This window comes from Teichococcus coralli (assembly GCF_009829925.1).
In the GTDB taxonomy this organism is placed as follows: Bacteria; Pseudomonadota; Alphaproteobacteria; order Acetobacterales; family Acetobacteraceae; genus Pseudoroseomonas; species Pseudoroseomonas coralli.
In genome coordinates, this window is record NZ_SNVJ01000009.1 from 65,830 (window position 1) to 83,074 (window position 17,245).

The window sequence follows — 17,245 nt, forward strand, 5'->3', positions numbered from 1 at the left end:
ATGGCCAAGCGGAAGGTCATCATCACCTGCGCCGTGACGGGCGCGATCCACACGCCGAGCATGTCGCCGCACCTGCCGGTGACGGCGCAGCAGATCGCCGAGGCGGCGATCGGCGCGGCGGAGGCGGGGGCGGCCATCGTGCACCTGCACGCGCGCAACCCGGAGGACGGACGGCCGGACCAGACGCCGGAGGGCTTCGCGCCCTTCCTACAGGTGATCAAGCAGCGCTGCGACGCGGTGGTGAACATCACCACCGGCGGCGCGCCCACCATGACCATCGAGGAGCGGGTGCGGCCGGCGGCGACGCACAAGCCGGAAGTGGCCAGCCTCAACATGGGCAGCATGAACTTCGGCCTGTTCGGCATGCTGAACCGGTTCAAGGACTTCAAGCACCAGTGGGAGAAGGACTACCTCTCCGACAAGGGCATCATCTTCCGCAACAGCTTCGCCGACATCGAGTACATCCTGACGACCTGCGCGGAGAACGGCACGCGCTTCGAGTTCGAGTGCTACGACACGGCGCACCTCTACAACCTGAAGTATTTCTTCGACCAGGGCATCGTGAAGGGCCCGCTTTTCGTGCAGACGGTGTTCGGCCTGCAGGGCGGCATCGGCGCGCATCCCGAGGACGTGCTGCACATGAAGCGCACCGCCGACCGGCTGTTCGGCGACGACTATCGCTGGTCCGTGCTCGGCGCCGGGCGCAACCAGCTCCCCATCGCGGCGATGGCGGCGGCGATGGGCGGCAATGTGCGCGTCGGGCTGGAGGACAGCCTCTGGGCGGGGCCGGGGAAGCTCGCGGAATCCAATGCCGAGCAGGTGCGGCTGGCGCGGCAGGTGATCGAGGGGCTGGGACTGGAGGTTGCCACTCCGGACGAGGCGCGCGAGATGCTGTCGCTGAAGGGCGGCGACAAGGTCGGCTTCTGAGGCGCGGGCGGGCGGGGCCGGGCGGCCCCGCCCGGATCGCCCCGCCCGGATCGCCCCGCTTGCCAACGCCGCCACGGTGCGGCATTGCGGGGATGTCCCGGCGGCCTGTCCGATGCGCCCCCGCCGGGCCGGACGAGCCGGAGCCGCCGCCGATGCGCCCAGCCTGCCTGTTGCCCGCCGCCGCCGCCATGGCGCGTCTCCGCGCATGACGCTGTTCAACGTCCGCCACCTCACCGAGTACCGCTACGCCCGCCCGGTGCGGTTCGGCGAGCACCGGCTGATGTTCCGCCCGCGCGACAGCCACGACCAGCGCCTGCTGGAGGCGACGCTGGCGGTGGAGCCGCGGCCCGCCGAGCAGCGCTGGGTCCACGACGTGTTCGGCAACTGCGTGGTGCTGCTGCGCTTCGACCGGCCGGCCGAGACGCTGACCTTCGACACCCGCATCCGGCTGGAGCACACGCCGCAGCATGGGCCGGCGCTCAGCACCGACGCCGCAGCCCTGACCTACCCCTTCGCCTACGACCCCGAGGACCTGCCGGACCTGATGCGCACCATGGCGCCGCACCATCCGGACGCGGCGGGCGAGGTGGCGCGCTGGGCGCGGCGGTTCGTCCGCCCCGGCCGCCCGACCGAGACCGGCCACCTGCTGATGACGCTGTGCTACGCCATCCGCGAGAGCTTCTCCTATGGCCGCCGCACCGAGCCCGGCACCCAGTCGCCGCTGCAGACGCTGCAGCTGCGGCGCGGCACCTGCCGCGACTTCGCGCTGCTGATGATGGAGGCGGTGCGCCACCTGGGCTTCGCCGCCCGCTTCGTCACCGGCTATGTCTATGTGCCGGACCGCGACGGCTCCACCACGCTCGGCGGCGGCTCGACCCATGCCTGGTGCCAGGTTTACCTGCCCGGTGCCGGCTGGGTGGAGTTCGACCCGACCAACGGCATCGTCGGCAACCGCGACCTGATCCGGGTGGCCGTCGCGCGCACGCCGGAGCAGGCGGTGCCGCTCCACGGCAGCTATCACGGCGCGGCGGAGGATGGCCTCGGCATGCGGGTTCAGGTCAACGTCACCACCGAGGGCGGCGCGCCCGGCCCAGTGACGGAGACGCTGCCGGAGACGCTGCCGGAGATGCTGCCGGAGACGCTGCCGGAAGCGGCGGCGGAGACGGCCTCCACGCCTGGCGGTCCGGCGGCGCGCCTGCCGCTTCCCCCGGCATCGCCGGGAGCCGCGCCGCCGGGCTCGCGGCGCCGGGAGGCCGGCAAGGCGGGCTGAGCGCCTTCTTCACGTTTCCATCGTCCTTGCCCGAAGATTGCGGCAGTGCAGCAACCACGCGGCCGGGGGGAGCGTTGCGCTGCGACAAGAAACGCTCCCACATCCAGCCGGCGCTCCATGGCGCCCCCAGAAAGGCGATCCAGAGAGGCGATGAAGATCCGCGCAGGCTTTACCCTCGCCTATGACTGCCCCCAGCCCACGCCGATGCTGCTGTATCTCAGCCTGCACCCCTCGCGCACCCGCGACCTGCTGACCGACGAGGCGCTGCACTTCGACCGTCCCGTGCAGCCGCGCAGCCACCAGGACAGTTTCGGCAACATCTGCACCCGCATCATGGCGCCGCCCGGGGTGACCACGATCTCCACGCAGTTCGATGTCCAGGACAGCGGCCTGCCCGACGCCGTGGCCCCGGATGCCGTGCAGCACGAGGTGCAGGACCTGCCGGACGAGGTGCTGGTCTACCTCCTGGGCAGCCGCTACTGCGACACGGACAAGCTGGCCGACTTCGCCTGGGCGCAGTTTGCCGGCACGCCGCCCGGCTGGGGCCGGGTCCAGGCGATCTGCGACTTCGCGCACAACCATCTGACCTTCGACTACCAGCGGGCGGACCGCACCCGCTCCGCCTCGGACGGCTTCACCTGCCGGGTGGGCGTGTGCCGGGACTTCGCGCACCTGGCCATCACGCTGTGCCGTTGCATGAACATCCCGGCGCGCTACTGCACCGGCTACCTCGGCGACATCGGCGTGCCCGCCGTGCCCTATCCGATGGATTTCAGCGCCTGGTTCGAGGCTTATCTGGGCGGCCGCTGGCACACCTTCGACGCGCGGCACAACACGCCGCGCATCGGCCGCATCCTGATGGCCACGGGGCGGGACGCGACGGATGTGGCGCTCTCCACCAGCTTCGGCGCCAGCACCCTGGCGCGGTTCGAGGTGGTGACGGACGAGCTGGCCGGCGGCTGAGGCCGGCGCGCCGCGCCCCGCCCGCGACCGCCGCGGGCGGCCTTCGGCATCGCTCGCGCTGGCCGGGTGTCCGCCGCGGCGGAGCCCGGCGGCAGGCCCGCGCGCGAGCCGGAAGGCGGCGGCCGGATGGGCTTCCGAGACTAGGGGAGGGGCGCGGTTCGCCGCCCCTCCCGCGCGTCAGCGACGCTGCGGACCGAGGCGGAACCAGCGGAAGCCGTAGGGCTCCAGCTCCAGCGGGGCGTCGAGGTCGAGCGTGGTGCCCACAAGGTTGTCGCCGTCGCTGCTGAGCAGCGGCACGACGCGCGAGATGTCCTTGCCCAGCCGGAGCGGCGTGGAGAGCGCCCGGTCGCTGAAGTTGTGGGCGATCAGCAGGGCGTTGTTCCGCCAGGCGTAGCGCAGCAGCAGGATGCCCTCTTCCTTGCTGGGCAGCACCTCGTACTGCCCCCAGCCGATCTCCGGGCAGGCGCGGCGGATGCGGGTGAGCCGCTGCATGTGCTGCAGCAGGGAATCCGGTTGCTGCTGCTGCTGCGTGACGTTGACGCGCTTGTGCCCGAAGGTGCCGCCGGTGACGATGGGGCGCACCAGCCGCCTGGCCGGTGCGTCGGAGAAGCCGGCATTGGCCTCGTCGCTCCATTGCATCGGCGTGCGGACGGGCTGGCGATCCGGCAGGGAAAGCTCCTCGCCCATGCCGATCTCGTCGCCGTACCAGATGACCGGCGTGCCGGGCAGGGAGAACATCAGGCTGTAGGCCATGGCCAGCCGGCGCGGGTCGCCGCCGAGCATCGGCGCGAGGCGGCGGCGGATGCCGCGGTTGTAGAGCTGCATGCCCGGCTCGGGGCCGAAGGCGGCGAAGACCTCCTGGCGTTCCTCGTCGGAGAGGCGGCCGAGGTCCACCTCGTCATGGTTGCGCAGGAAGGTGGCCCATTGCGCCGAAGGCGGAAGCGGCGGCGCCGCCTTCAGCCGTTCCGTGACCGGAGCGGCGGTCTTGCGCGCCAGCGCCAGGAAGGTGTTCTGGTTGAGCAGGAAGTTGAAGATCATGTGCAGGCGGTCGTTGTCGCCGAAATACTCGTCCACCTCCTTGTCCGGGATGTTGGCCTCGGCGAGCAGCATGGCCTCGGCCTGCCGCCAGGACAGGAACTCGCGCATCTCGTTGAGGTAGCGGTGCGGGTCCCGCCGCCCCTTCGGCGCCTGCTGGTCGCGGTACTCGATCAGGAAGGGCACGGCGTCGATGCGGAAGCCGGAGGCGCCCATCTGCAGCCAGAACCCCATGATGCGCTGGATCTCCTCGCGCACCGCGGGGTTGGTGATGTTGAGGTCGGGCTGGTGCTTGAGGAAGCGGTGCATGTACCAGGCGCCGGCCACCTTGTCGTAGGTCCAGGTGCTTTCCTGCACGCCGGGAAAGACCATGCCCTTGTCGGCGTCCTTGGGCTTGGTGTCGGACCAGACGTACCAGTCGCGGCGTGGCGAGTTGCGGTCCCGCCGCGCTTCCTGGAACCAGGGATGGTCGATCGAGGTGTGGTTGACCACGAGATCGACGATGACGCGCAGGCCGCGGTCCTGGGCCGCCTGCATGAACTCCACCATGTCGCCCAGCGTGCCGAGGCGCGGATCGACGTTGTAGTAGTCGGTGATGTCGTAGCCGTTGTCGCGGTTCGGGGAAGGATGGAAGGGGAGCAGCCAGAGGCAGGTGGCGCCGAGCGCCTCGATATGGTCGAGGCGGTCGGCCAGGCCACGGAAGTCGCCCACGCCATCGCCGTTCGAGTCGATGAAGGTCTCGACGTCGAGGCAATAGATGACGGCGTTCTTGTACCAGAGATTGAGCATCGGGGGCGGCTCCCTGCCTGTGCAACCGCTATAGCGCCTGAGCGGCGCAAGCGTTGTCGGAGCGGGAGAAGAAGGCGGGAAAAGAGGGTTTCCCTCCGGCCCGCCCGCTGCGCTAGCGTCGGCACGTCCGTTGCGGGAGGGAGACGAGATGAGGCGCCGCCATCTGCTTGGTGCCGGGGCCGCCCTGCTGGGGGCGCCGGCGGCGAGCCATGCCCAGCAGCCGGGGCTGCGGCCGCTGCCGCCCTCGCCGGATCGCTTCCATTCCCTGCCGCAGGGCGGCGCGCCGCACCACCTGACGCAGCAGCAGGAGGCGCAGCGGGTGATCGCGAGCCCGGCGCCGCCGGGGCCGCCGGGGCGCTGGGAAGGCCGTGCCGAGATGCCGATCCCGCGCAGCGAGATGGCCTGGGCCGCCGCCTGGGAGGGACGCATGCACGTGGTGGGCGGCTATGGGGAGGGGCGGGTCAACCGCGCCTATCACACCGTCTATGACCCCGCGCAGGACCGCTGGTACGATGCGGCGCCGCTGCCGCGCGGGGCCAACCATGTGGCGGTGGTGGCGCATCGCGGCGTGGTTTATGCGCTGGGCGGCTTCGTCGAGCAGAACCGGGCCTGCGACGACAAGGCCTTCGCCTATGACGTGGCGGAGGACCGCTGGCGGGCCATCGCGCCGCTGCCCCGGCCGCGCGGCGCGGCGGCGGCGGTGATGCTGGGCGACGCGCTGCACCTGATCGGCGGCGCCACCGACCCCGCGAGCGAGCGGGCGAGCATCGGCTGGCACGAGGTCTACGACCCGGCGGCCGACAAATGGGCATTGCGGCGGCCGCTGCCCGGCGCGCGCGATCATGTCGGCTGCGTGACGCATGAGGGGGGCATCCATGTCGCCGGCGGGCGGTTCAACACCTTCCAGTACAACACCGGGCTGCACCATGTTTACCTGCCGCAGCGCGACACCTGGGAGGAGCGGGCGCCGCTGCCGACGCCGCGCTCGGGGCACGGCATGGTTGCTTATCGCGACCGCTTCTTCTGCATGGGGGGCGAGGGCGGCATCATCGAGGGCGGGCGGACGGTGGAGGCGCGCGTCTATGGGCAGATGGAAAGCTATGATCCACAAGCCGACACCTGGATGAGCCATGCGCCGATGCCGACGCCGCGCCACGCGGTGGCGGCGGTGGCGATCGGCGACTGGGTGCATGTGGCGGGCGGTGGCGCGGTGCTCGGCGGCGCCGTGCAGTCGGCGGTGCACGAGGCCTTCACGCTGGGCTGAGGGTCGGCATCGCCGCCGCGGAACCAGCGGGCGCGTCGGAGGTCGGCGCGGCGTTCTGACAGGATGCTCCTCCACGCACCTCCCCTCGCCGGCGGCCGCGACGCGTTCATCCGCCCGCCGCGCGCCGTGCAGTCGGGGTGGCATCGCAGCCGGCCGGTGCGGTCGCGCGCAACATGGCCAGCATGTCCGCGGCGGCGCGGCGGACATGGGCGGCGTGGATGCGCTGCGCCGCCGCGCCGTCGCCACGTGCCAGCGCCTCGACCAGCGCCCAGTGCTCCTGCCGGATGGCGGCGAGGCGGCCGGGCGCGTAGCCGGCGCGGCCGCGCAGTGCGATGATCAGCGCGGTGTGCTGGTTGAGCAGGCGGATCGCTTCCGCGTTGCCGGCGGCGCGCAGGATGGCCTCGTGGAAGGCGCGGTTCAGCGCGCTGCAGGCCCGCAGCTCGCCGGATTCCACCGCCGCGTCGTAGCGGCGCTGGATGCCGCGCAGCTGCTCGATCACCGCGGGCGTGACGCGCGTGGCGGCCTGGCGGGTGAGAAAGCCTTCCAGCGCCTCGCGGATGTCGAACAGGCTGCGGATGAAGGCGGCGTCCATCGCCCGCACGCGGGCGCCCCGGTTGGGGGAAAGGATGACCAGCCCCTCGCCCTGGAGCTGCTGCAGCGCCTCGCGCACCGGCATCTGGCTGAGGCCATACAGCCGCGCGAGCTCGGCGATCTTCAGCCGGCCACCGGGGGGGATGCGGCCGGCGAGGATGTCGTTGCGCAGCCGCTCATGGACGCGCTGGTAGATGGTGCGGCCAAGGGCGGGGTCGGCTTCCGCGGCGTCGGGCAGGGGCGCGCTGGGCACGGGAGCGTCCTTGCTGCGCGGGCCAGGGGCCACCCCCGGGCGGGGTCATTCCGGCCTTGACCCGATTGTCGATATGATCAAATCTACCTCGCAACGAAACAAGAAACAAGGACCAGCCCCGGCGCGGCGACGCCACGGGGCCGCCAGGGAGACGAGACGGCCATGACCAGAAACACCTCCGGGACGTGACACCCCGAGGCCCGCCCGCCGGCGGGCCGCTCCGCGTGACCAGCACCGCCGGCCGCGAGGCAGGTCGGCCGAAGGGGAGGGAAGCATGTTCACCATTGACCGCCGCGGCCTGATGGCGGGTGCCGCCAGCTTGCTCGCCGCGCCGCACCTCGCGCGCGCCCAGGGAAGCGTGAAGCCGCGCCTGACGCTGATCTCGCAATGGAGCGCAGGCAGCGACGGCGCCGCCATCACCGCGCTCGGCCGCGTCTTCGAGCAGGAGGGCGGCGTCTGGCAGCACAGCCCGGTGCCGGGCTTCACCACGGAGATGATGAACAAGCTGCGCGCCGACATCCTGGCCGGCAACCCGCCGGCGGCCTCGCAGCTCAAGGGGCCGGAGATCGCCGCCTGGTCGCGCATCGCGCCGACGGTGGACCTGACGGAGGAGGTGAAGGCCGCCGGCTACGAGGAGGTGGTGGCGCCGGACCTGGCGAAGCTGCACAAGCCGCAGGGCAAGTGGATCGCGCTGCCGCTGCAGATCTACCGCACCAACACGCTTTTCGTCTCCAGCAAGGCGATGGCCAGGGTGGGCGCCACCGAGCTGCCGACCACCTGGGAGGCGTTCAACGCGCTGGCCGGCAAGATGCAGGCGGAGGGCATCACGCCCGTGGCCAATGGCGGCATCCGCTGGGATGACGGCATGAAGTTCGAGATCGCGCTGGCCGGCATCAGCCCCGCCGCCTACCGCAAGGCCATCATGGAGCTGGACGACGACGCGCTGCGCGGGCCGGAGGTGCTGGCCGCCTTCCAGCAGCTGCGCCGCTTCGCCAACTGGATGGACCCGGCCGTCGCCGGGCAGCACTACAGCGTGTTCCTGCCGCGCTTCATCAAGGGCGAGATGGGCATGCTGATGATGGGCGGCTGGGCGCAGGGCGTGATCCGGCACAACGGCTTCGACGCGGGCGACTACATGATCGGCCAGGCGCCGGTGGACAACGGCAAGCCCGCCTTCGTGCTGAACGCCGACGCCTTCATCTTCTGGCGCAGCAAGGAGCCGGACCTGCAGGCCGGACAGAAGCTGTTCGCCAAGCTGGTGATGAGCAAGCGGGTGCAGGAGATGTACTCGAAGACCACCGGCTCCATCCCCGTGCGGACGGACATGGACCTTTCGGGCGAGGGCTGGTCGGAAGGGCAGCGGGAGGCGGCGCGCTCGCTGAACGAGTCGGTGAAGGCCAATCAGGCGGTGCTCAGCCTGGCGCACAACATGGCGCAGTCCAACCAGCTCACCGCCGCGATGATCGACGTGCTGACGGAGTACGTGCACAACAAGGCCGTGACGCCCGAGCAGGGCCGGCAGCGGCTGGCCGAGGCGGTGGAAAGCGCGCGCTGAGCCATGCGGGCGGAGGCCGATTCCCTGCCGCCTCGCCCCGGCCTGGGGGAGGCGGCGATGCCGGCCGGCACCGCCGCCGTGGCCGGGGTGCCACCCTTGGCACGCCCGGCGCCGGCGCGCTGGCGTGGCTGGCTCGGCCGCCTTGCGCCGCATCTGGTGCTCTGGCCGCCGCTGCTGGTCAGCGTGCTGCACGTGGTGAGCTTCACCGCCTACACCACCTGGATTTCCTTCACGCCCTCCACCCTGCTGCCGGAATACGACTGGGTGGGGGTGCAGAACTACGTCTCGGTGCTGAACTCGCGGAACTGGAAGATCGCCTACAGCAACCTGGTGATCTACGGCTGCGGCTTCGTGCTGCTGACCACGGCGCTCGGCCTGCTGCTGGCGGTGCTGATCGACCAGCGCATCCGCGCGGAGAACCTGTTCCGCACCATCTTCCTCTACCCGATGGCGGTTTCCTTCGTCGTCACCGGCACGGTCTGGGCCTGGCTGCTCAACCCGGGCATCGGCATCCAGCACCTGGTGCGCGGCTTCGGCTGGGCGGGCTTCCGCTTCGACTGGCTGGTGGACCGGGAGATGGCGATCTACACCATCGTCATCGCGGGCGCCTGGCAGGCCTCGGGCTTCGCCATGGCGCTGTTCCTGGCCGGCATCCGCTCGGTGGATGCCGACCTCTATAGGGCGGCGCAGATCGACGGCGCCGGGCCGTGGCGGATCTACCGGCGGGTGGTGCTGCCCTGCATCGGGCCGATCTTCATCGCCGTGCTGGTGATCCTGCTGCAATTCGCCATCAAGACCTTCGACCTGGTGCGGGCGCTGACCGGCGGCGGGCCGGGGCTGGCGACGCAACTGCCGACGCTCGTGGTTTATGACCTGATGTTCCAGCGCGGGCTGCTCGGGCGCGGCGCGGCGGCGGCGGTGATGCTGCTGCTCTCGCTCCTCGTCGTGCTGCTGCCCTATTTCGCCTATGCGCGCTGGCGCAAGCGCCGGGAGGCGCGGCATGGCTGAGGCGAAGGCGGCCGCCCTGGCGCCGGGGGCGCGCAACCCGCTCGGGCGCGGGGTGGTCTATGCCGTGCTGGCGGTGTTCGCGGTCTTCTACCTCGCGCCGCTGGTGGTGGTGGTGCTGAACTCGGTGCGCACGGCGCAGGATATCGGCGCCACCTCCGTCATCGGCTGGCCGCGCGAGCTGGCGTTCGACAATTTCAGCCGCGCCTGGGGCAGCTACTGCATCGCGCAGACCTGCGCCGGCATCGCGCCCTACATGTGGAACTCCTTCCTGCTGGTGGTGCCGGCGACCATCATCTCAACGCTGCTCGGCGCGCTGAACGGCTATTCGGTCGCGCTGTGGCGCTTCCGCGGCGACAACTGGGTGTTCGGGCTGGTGACGCTCGGCGTTTTTCTGCCGGAGCAGATGAAGCTGATCCCCTGGGTGCTGGTGCTGCGCGAGCTCGGGCTGACCAACAGCATCTCCGGCCTGGTGCTGATCCATGTGGTGCAGGGCATCAGCTTCACCACGCTGTTCTGCCGCAACTACTACGTCGCCATCCCCGCCGAGCTGCTGAAGGCGGCGCGGATCGACGGCGCCGGGTATTTCCGCATCTTCTGGCGCATCGTGCTGCCGCTCTCGCCGCCGATCCTGATCGTCACGGTGATCTGGCAGTTCACGCATATTTGGAACGAGTTCCTCTACGGCGTGACCTTCACCTCCGGCCCGCAGCAGCCGGTGACGGCGGCGCTGATCGCGCTCAGCGTCTCGGTCAGCGAGGCGCCGCAATACGGGGTGCAGAGCGCGGCGGTGCTGCTCGCCGCGCTGCCGACGCTGCTGGTTTATCTGTTTGGGGGAAAGTACTTCCTGCGTGGGCTGACAGCCGGCGCGGTGAAGTAGTGGCCCGGTCGGCGCTGCCGTGAATCGGTCCACCAGAGAACAGGAGGAAGCCGGATGTCCGCGCTGGTGATCCGGGGGGTGCGAAAGCGGTTCGGGGCGCAGGAGGTGCTGAAGGGCATCGACATCGCGGCCGAGAGCGGCGAGTTCATCGTGCTGGTCGGGCCCTCGGGCTGCGGCAAGTCCACGCTGCTCAACATCGTCGCCGGGCTGGAGCAGCCGGATGCGGGGGATGTCGAGATCGCCGGGCGGGTGGTGACGCGGGTGCCGCCCAAGGACCGGGACATCGCCATGGTGTTCCAGTCCTACGCGCTCTACCCGACCATGACGGTGCGGCAGAACATCACCTTCGGCATGGAGTGCCGCGGCGTGCCGAAGCGGCAGCAGGCCGAGGCCCTGGCGCGCACGGCGCGGCTGTTGCAGATCGAGGCGCTGCTGGAGCGCAAGCCCGCGCAGCTCTCGGGCGGGCAGCGGCAGCGCGTGGCGATGGGACGCGCGCTGGTGCGCGACCCGCTGCTGTTCCTGTTCGACGAGCCGCTCTCCAACCTCGACGCCAAGCTGCGCGTCGAGATGCGGATGGAGATCAAGCAGCTCCACCGGCGCATCGGCGCCACCATGGTCTATGTGACGCATGACCAGATCGAGGCGATGACGATGGCCACGCGCATCGCGGTGATGCACCAGGGCGCGGTGCAGCAGTTCGCCGATCCGGACACGGTCTATAACCGGCCGGCCAACCTGTTCGTCGCGCGGTTCATGGGGGCGCCGCCGATGAACACGGTGGCCGCGCGGCTGGTGGGGGGTGAGCGGCCGGTGGCGGTGATCGGCGCCGGGCGGCCGGACGAGATTCGCCTGACCTTGCCGGCCGAGGGCGGGCCGCCGCCGGGCTGGCGGAACCGCGAGGTGGTGCTGGGCATCCGGCCGGAGGCGATCGCCGAGGCCGGCCGGCGCTTCGGGGCGGAGGAGGGCAGCTTCTCCACCCTGGAGGCGCCGGTGGAGATGACCGAGCCGACCGGGGCGGAGACCATCGTCATGATGCGGCTCGGCGGCGAGCCGGTGCTCGGCCGGGTGGCACCGGATGTGCGCCCCGTGGTGGGCGGCGCCGCGCGCTTCGCGGTGGACACGCGCCGCATCTGCCTTTTCGACCCAGCGACGGAGCAGTTGATCGCATGACGGGGGTGAGCGCCTCGCGCTACGCGGGGATCGAGGGAAGGCTCGTCATCGTGACGGGCGGGGCGAGCGGCATCGGCGCCGCCTTCGTGCGCGGCTTCGCCGGGCAGGGGGCGCGCGTGGCCTTCCTGGACCGGCAGGCGGAGGAGGGGGCGGCGCTGGCCGAGGCGCTCGCCGCCGAGGGGGCGGCGGAGCCGCTCTTCGTGCCCTGCGACCTGACCGACATCCCGGCGCTGAAGGCGGCCATGGCGCGCATCCGCGAGGCGCGCGGGCCGGCCGCCGTGCTGGTGAACAACGCCGCCAACGACCAGCGGCAGGACTTCGCCGAGGTGACGGAGGAGAGCTTCGACTGGATGATGGCGGTGAACTTCCGCCATGCCTTCTTCGCCGCGCAGGCGGTGGTGCCGCAGATGCGGGAGCTGGGCGGGGGCTCGATCATCAACATGTCCTCCGTCGCCTGGATGAACGGGGCGGCGGAGATGCAGGCCTACAGCGCGGCCAAGGCGGCGGTGGTGGGCTTCACCAACTCCCTGGCGCGGCAGGTCGGGCCGGACCGCATCCGGGTGAACGCCATCGCGCCGGGCATGGTGATCACGCCGCGGCAGCGGGCGCTGTGGTTCCAGGACGCGCGGCGGATCACCGAGATGCGGGCGCGGCAATGCATTCCCGATGCCATCGAGCCGGAGGAGATCGCCCGGCTCGCGCTGTTCCTCGCCTCGGATGACAGCCGGCTGATCACCAAGCAATGCTTCATGGTCAATGGCGGCTCGCGCTGAGTCGCCACGGGTCATGGGAAGGAAATGAGCGATGAAGCCTGAGGTGCTGCTGATCGGCGCGATGATGCCGGAACTGGAGTCGCGGCTGGATGCCGACTACACCGTGCATCGCCTGGCCCAGGCCGGGGACAAGGAAGCCTTCCTGGCGGAGGTCGGGCCCCGCGTTCGCGGCATCGTGACGGGAGGCGTCACGGGGGCCAGCCGGGCGCTGATGGAGCGGCTGCCGCATCTCGGCATCGTCGCGGTGAACGGCATCGGCACCGACGCGGTGGATCTCGACTACGCGCGCGCCCAGGGCATCCGCGTCACCACCACGCCCAACGTGCTGACCGACGACGTGGCGGACATGGCCATGGCGCTGCTGCTGGCGACCTCGCGGCAGATCTGCCAGTCCGACCGCTACGTGCGGCAGGGGCTCTGGGGGCGGCAGGGGCTGCCGCTGGCGCGCAAGGTGACGGGGAAGAAGCTCGGCATCGTCGGGCTGGGGCGGATCGGGCGCGCCGTCGCGAAGCGGGCGGAGGGCTTCGGCATGCCCATCGCTTATACCGACGTGACGGAAATCCCGGGCGTGCACTACCGGCGGGTGCCCGATCTCGCGGCGCTGGCGGAATGGGCGGAGATCCTGGTGGTGGCGGCGGCCGGCGGCCCGCAGTCCCGCGGGGTGGTCAACGCGGCGGTGCTGGAGGCGCTCGGGCCCGAGGGCATCCTGATCAACGTGGCGCGTGGCAGCATCGTGGACGAGCCGGCGCTGGTGGCGGCGCTGGAGGGCAAGCGGATCGCCGGGGCGGGGCTCGACGTCTTCGTGGACGAGCCCAAGGTGCCGGAGGCGCTGTGGCGGATGGACAACGTCGTGCTGCAGCCGCACCGCGCCAGCGCCACCTTCGAGACGCGGATCGCCATGGGCGAGCTGGTGCTGGCCAACCTGGCGGCGCATTTCGACGGGCGGGAGCCGCCGACCGCCGTGGTCTGAGCCCGGCGCAACAACGGGAAAGGGGGAGGAACGCCATGAGGATCGAGCGCGTGGAGACCATGTCCTGCGATGCGGGATGGCGGACCTTCTCCTTCCTCAAGATCACCACCGCCGACGGGGTCGTGGGCTGGTCGGAGTACAACCAGGACTTCGGCAGCGCCGGGCTCACCCAGGTGATCGAGGCGCTGGCGCCCGCCATCATCGGCATGGACCCGATGCGGGTGGAGTGGATCGGCCGCACGCTGCACGTGAAGACCGTGCAGTCGCGCGGCGGGCTGAACCGGCAGGCCCTGGCGGCGATCGAGAACGCGCTGCTCGACATCAAGGGCAAGGCGCTGGGGGTGCCGGTTCACGCCCTGTTCGGGGGCGCGGTGCGGGAGCGCATCCCGGTCTACTGGTCGCATTGCGGCAGCTACCGCGCGCGCTGGCCGGAGGCGATGACCGGCGTGCCGCAGGTGCGCAGCTACGAGGACCTTTCGCGGCTCGGGGAGGAGGTGCGGCGGCGCGGCTTCCGTGGGCTCAAGACCAACACGCTGATGCCGGACGGCAAGGGCGGGCTGGCGAGCTACCGGCCCGGCTTCGGGCACGGGCCGGGCTTTCCGGAACTGAACTGGGAGCCGCGCGTGTTGCGCGCCGCCCATGACACGGCCATGGCCCTGCGCGAGGGCGCCGGGCCGGAGATGGGCGTGATGCTGGACATCAACTTCCACTTCAAGACCGAGGGGGCAATCCGCATCGCCGAGGCGCTGGCGCCGGTGAACCTCGCCTGGCTGGAGGTGGACACGCATGACGCGGCCTCGCTGGCGCTGATCCGTCGCGCGGCGCCCTGCCCGGTGGCCTCCTGCGAGACCCTCTGCGAGCGGCGCGACTTCAAGCCGTTCTTCGAGGCCTATGCGATGGACGTGGCGATCATCGACGTGGTCTGGAACGGCTTCTGGGAGTCGCTGAAGATCGCCGCCATGGCCGATGTCTATGAGATGAACGTCGCGCCGCACAACTTCTACGGGCATCTCTCCAGCGTCATGAGCGCGCATTTCTGCGCGGCGGTGCCGAACTTCCGGGTGATGGAGATCGACATCGACAGCGTGGCCTGGCGGGACGAGTTCTTCACCGGCGCGCCGGTGATCGAGGACGGCATGATGCTGCTGCCCCAGGGGCCGGGCTGGGGGATCGAGGTGAACGAGGCCGCGGTGAAGGCGCGGCCGCCGCGGCACCAGGATGTCGGCCAGGGGGCGCCGCCGCCCACTGCTCCCCCGGGCTCCCCGCCGCGGTGACAGGTGCGTCCCGGACGCCGGCAACCGGCAGCAAGGCTGACCTATCAGAACCAGGGCGCATGGGTGGAATGTTAAGTGCGAGGGCTCCAAGGCGAACGGCTATTGCGGTAGGATGGGGGCAACGCGCAACAAAACTGCGAGCGAAAGCGCCATGACCGCACCCAGCGAAACGCCGATCAGCCTGACCCGGACCCGTACCCCCAACACGCGGCCGGCGGATGCCTCGCTCTCCTTCGGCAAGGTCTTCACCGACCATATGTTCGTCATGGACTACATCGAGGGGAAGGGTTGGCACGACCCGCGCGTGGTGCCCTACGGCCCGCTGACGCTCGACCCCGCGACCTCGGTGCTGCACTACGGCCAGGCGATCTTTGACGGGCTGAAGGCCTTTCGCGGCGCCGACGGCGCCATTCGCCTGTTCCGCGCCCAGCGGCATGCGGAGCGGCTGAACAAGTCCGCCCGCGCGCTCTGCATCCCCGAGATGGACCCTGGCCTGGTGCGCCGCTCCTTCGAAGCAATTGTCGCGGCCGACCATGCGTGGGTGCCCTCGTCGCCCGGCACCTCGCTCTACATCCGCCCGACGGTGATCGCGACGGACGTGATGCTCGGCGTGCACCCGGCGCACAGCTACACCTACTTCGTCATCTGCTCGCCGGTGGGCGCCTACTACAAGGAAGGCGTGAAGCCGGTGCGCATCCTGGCCACCGACACGCATGTGCGCGCGGTGCAGGGCGGGCTCGGCGAGGCCAAGACGGCGGCCAACTACGCGGCCTCGCTCTCGGCGCAGCAGGAGGCCGAGCGCGCCGGCTACACGCAGGTGCTGTGGCTGGATGGCGTCGAGCGGAAGTGGATCGACGAGGTCGGCACCATGAACATCATGATGCGGATCGGCGACGAGGTGATCACCCCGCCGCTGGCCGGCACCATCCTGGACGGCGTGACCCGCAACTCCATCCTGCAGCTCCTGCGCGACTGGGGCCACAAGGTGTCCGAGCGCAAGGTCAGCATCGACGAGGTGATGCAGGCCGGGCGCGACGGCACCCTGCGCGAGATGTGGGGCACGGGCACGGCGGCGGTGGTCTCGCCGGTGGGCGAGCTGGGCTACAAGGGCGAGACGATCCGCATCGGCCAGGGCCAGACCGGGGCGCTGACGCAGAAGCTCTATGACGCCATCACCGCCATCCAGTACGGCCGTGCGCCGGACCCGCATGGCTGGACCAGCGTGGTCAAGGCGCCGGTCACGGCCTGAGGGCCGGACTGGCCGACGCGGCGGCCCGCGGCCGCGCAGCAGCAAGATTGGACCCGGGGAGATGTTCTTCCCGGGCTTTTTTCATGGCCCGAGCCTCGCCTCGATCCCCGGGATCGCCCGAGGCGCGGGCTGTACGTGGCGCTCCTGCCAGCCGCGCGCGTCACGGCGATGAAGGCACCTCGCCGGCAGCGCGAAGGAAAGCCGATGCCGCCAGTGGCCGCGGATGTTGCAGGCGGAGAGCCGCCACAGTATTGATTCGGAATCAAAACAAACAGGCGTCGCTGATCTGGGAGGACACGATGGGTGAGAGCCATGGGGCGACCGCAAACCTGGCCAGCGATGCTATCGCGCTTCCCGGAACCGTCGATCTGGTCGTCGATGCCTCGCAGCTTGCGGACAGGCTCTTCATGCCGCAGAGCCCGGCTGCGTGGTTTTCGCCGGAGATGCCGGTCGATGTCGAGCTTGAGCATGGCTATACGCTGCAATTCGCGGTCCGGCGCGGGCAGGAATTCGCCGCGGGCTCGCACGTCGCTGATGTGGCGCATTCGACCGGCCGCATCGCCCTGGAGCTTGGCCTCGTCGCCACGATCGTCCACCGCCTCGATGGGCTTCTCAGCGCTGCTGTGGAAAGCACATTGCGGGGCGAAGCTTCGGCCCCGTTCGTCTTCTTAGACCAGACGCACCGCGTCTTCCGCATCACGGAGGAGGAGCTGCGGCTTTTCTGGCAGAACCCGTTCACCAGCCGCTACACGGCAGGAACGTCCTATCTTTCCTTTGAGGTGGTCGAAGTCCACCCCGGCTCCACGAAGGTACGGCACCGCATCAAGGTCGCAAGCGTTGCCGTGGGTGCGATCGGCACCATCCTGGTCGTGACGGGGGATGCCGCGGAGGCTGCCAAGAAGATCATGGAAGCCGGGCAGAGCGGCTACACGATGATCTTCAATCGGGATGAGGAGAAGCGGAAGCAGCTCGCGGACGATATGTACAACCAGCTCGTGGTCGAGGTGCAGAAGGGAAACTACCGCATGCTCCAGGACTATCTCCGGGCGGCGGGCCATGATCCTGGAAAGAGCGACGGCGTGGTTGGGCCGATGACGCGGGGAGCTATCGAGGGCTTCGAAAAGGCGAACGGGCTGCCCGTCACCGGCAGTCCGAAGGGAAGTCCGATGCTGCGCATCCTGACGCGCCTCGCCGCGGAGAAGGTGAAGGTGCCCTGAGCCGGCATCTGCGCCGACTAGGCCGTGCTTTTTCCTGAGGAAGGAACCGCCTGGTCCGCG

General features: G+C 70.4%; 15 protein-coding genes. 13 read left to right on the top strand and 2 right to left on the bottom strand.

Going from position 1 to position 17,245, the window contains the following annotated elements; translation table 11 throughout:
• The 3 genes from E0493_RS12055 (at position 1) to E0493_RS12065 (ending at position 3,160) form a co-directional block, all read left to right on the top strand.
• Positions 1 to 927 carry a BKACE family enzyme gene (locus E0493_RS12055; RefSeq protein ID WP_160937203.1) on the top strand — a complete coding sequence of 309 codons (927 nt, stop codon included), beginning with the start codon at positions 1 to 3 and terminating at the stop codon, positions 925 to 927.
• A 205-nt stretch (positions 928 to 1,132) separates the two neighbouring features.
• Positions 1,133 to 2,197 (top strand): transglutaminase family protein, encoded by a 1,065-nt coding sequence (locus E0493_RS12060; protein ID WP_235913735.1) that lies wholly within the window; start codon positions 1,133 to 1,135, stop codon positions 2,195 to 2,197.
• 150 nt (positions 2,198 to 2,347) lie between these two features.
• A complete protein-coding gene (locus E0493_RS12065) occupies positions 2,348 to 3,160 on the top strand; it encodes a transglutaminase-like domain-containing protein (protein ID WP_160937204.1) in 813 nt (270 codons plus the stop codon).
• A gap of 177 nt (positions 3,161 to 3,337) precedes the next feature.
• Here E0493_RS12065 and E0493_RS12070 read toward each other — a convergent pair whose 3' ends face one another.
• Positions 3,338 to 4,984 (bottom strand): alpha-amylase family protein, encoded by a 1,647-nt coding sequence (locus tag E0493_RS12070; protein ID WP_160937205.1) that lies wholly within the window; start codon positions 4,982 to 4,984, stop codon positions 3,338 to 3,340.
• A gap of 148 nt (positions 4,985 to 5,132) precedes the next feature.
• Between E0493_RS12070 and E0493_RS12075 the strand changes: the two genes are divergently transcribed.
• Positions 5,133 to 6,248, top strand: coding sequence for a Kelch repeat-containing protein (locus E0493_RS12075; protein ID WP_160937206.1), 1,116 nt, complete (start codon positions 5,133 to 5,135; stop codon positions 6,246 to 6,248).
• A gap of 106 nt (positions 6,249 to 6,354) precedes the next feature.
• Here the strand turns inward: E0493_RS12075 and E0493_RS12080 are convergent, their stop codons facing one another.
• A complete protein-coding gene (locus E0493_RS12080; RefSeq protein ID WP_160937207.1) occupies positions 6,355 to 7,092 on the bottom strand; it encodes a GntR family transcriptional regulator in 738 nt (245 codons plus the stop codon).
• A 274-nt stretch (positions 7,093 to 7,366) separates the two neighbouring features.
• On the opposite strand from E0493_RS12080, the gene E0493_RS12085 reads away from it, so the two are divergent.
• The 9 genes from E0493_RS12085 (at position 7,367) to E0493_RS23370 (ending at position 17,185) form a co-directional block, all read left to right on the top strand.
• A complete protein-coding gene (locus tag E0493_RS12085; protein WP_160937208.1) occupies positions 7,367 to 8,647 on the top strand; it encodes an ABC transporter substrate-binding protein in 1,281 nt (426 codons plus the stop codon).
• A gap of 57 nt (positions 8,648 to 8,704) precedes the next feature.
• Positions 8,705 to 9,655, top strand: a complete 951-nt coding sequence (locus E0493_RS12090; RefSeq protein ID WP_160937209.1) for a carbohydrate ABC transporter permease — start codon at positions 8,705 to 8,707, stop codon at positions 9,653 to 9,655.
• Positions 9,648 to 10,532: a carbohydrate ABC transporter permease gene (locus E0493_RS12095; protein WP_202397091.1), complete on the top strand. Its 885-nt coding sequence runs from the start codon at positions 9,648 to 9,650 to the stop codon at positions 10,530 to 10,532. The genes E0493_RS12090 and E0493_RS12095 overlap by 8 nt, the downstream gene beginning before the upstream one ends.
• 54 nt (positions 10,533 to 10,586) lie before the next feature.
• Entirely contained in the window at positions 10,587 to 11,702 is a 1,116-nt protein-coding gene (locus E0493_RS12100; protein ID WP_160937211.1) for an ABC transporter ATP-binding protein, read from the top strand.
• Positions 11,699 to 12,475, top strand: a complete 777-nt coding sequence (locus E0493_RS12105) for an SDR family NAD(P)-dependent oxidoreductase (RefSeq protein ID WP_202397092.1) — start codon at positions 11,699 to 11,701, stop codon at positions 12,473 to 12,475. Before E0493_RS12100 ends, E0493_RS12105 begins: the two co-directional genes overlap by 4 nt.
• A gap of 31 nt (positions 12,476 to 12,506) precedes the next feature.
• Positions 12,507 to 13,445: a 2-hydroxyacid dehydrogenase gene (locus tag E0493_RS12110; protein WP_160937212.1), complete on the top strand. Its 939-nt coding sequence runs from the start codon at positions 12,507 to 12,509 to the stop codon at positions 13,443 to 13,445.
• 35 nt (positions 13,446 to 13,480) lie between these two features.
• Entirely contained in the window at positions 13,481 to 14,719 is a 1,239-nt protein-coding gene (locus E0493_RS12115; protein WP_160937213.1) for a mandelate racemase/muconate lactonizing enzyme family protein, read from the top strand.
• A 151-nt stretch (positions 14,720 to 14,870) separates the two neighbouring features.
• Positions 14,871 to 15,968, top strand: coding sequence for a branched-chain amino acid aminotransferase (locus E0493_RS12120; protein WP_160937214.1), 1,098 nt, complete (start codon positions 14,871 to 14,873; stop codon positions 15,966 to 15,968).
• 299 nt (positions 15,969 to 16,267) lie between these two features.
• Complete coding sequence (locus E0493_RS23370) at positions 16,268 to 17,185, top strand: peptidoglycan-binding domain-containing protein (RefSeq protein WP_235913736.1); 918 nt, start codon at positions 16,268 to 16,270, stop codon at positions 17,183 to 17,185.
• Positions 17,186 to 17,245 lie beyond the last annotated feature (60 nt).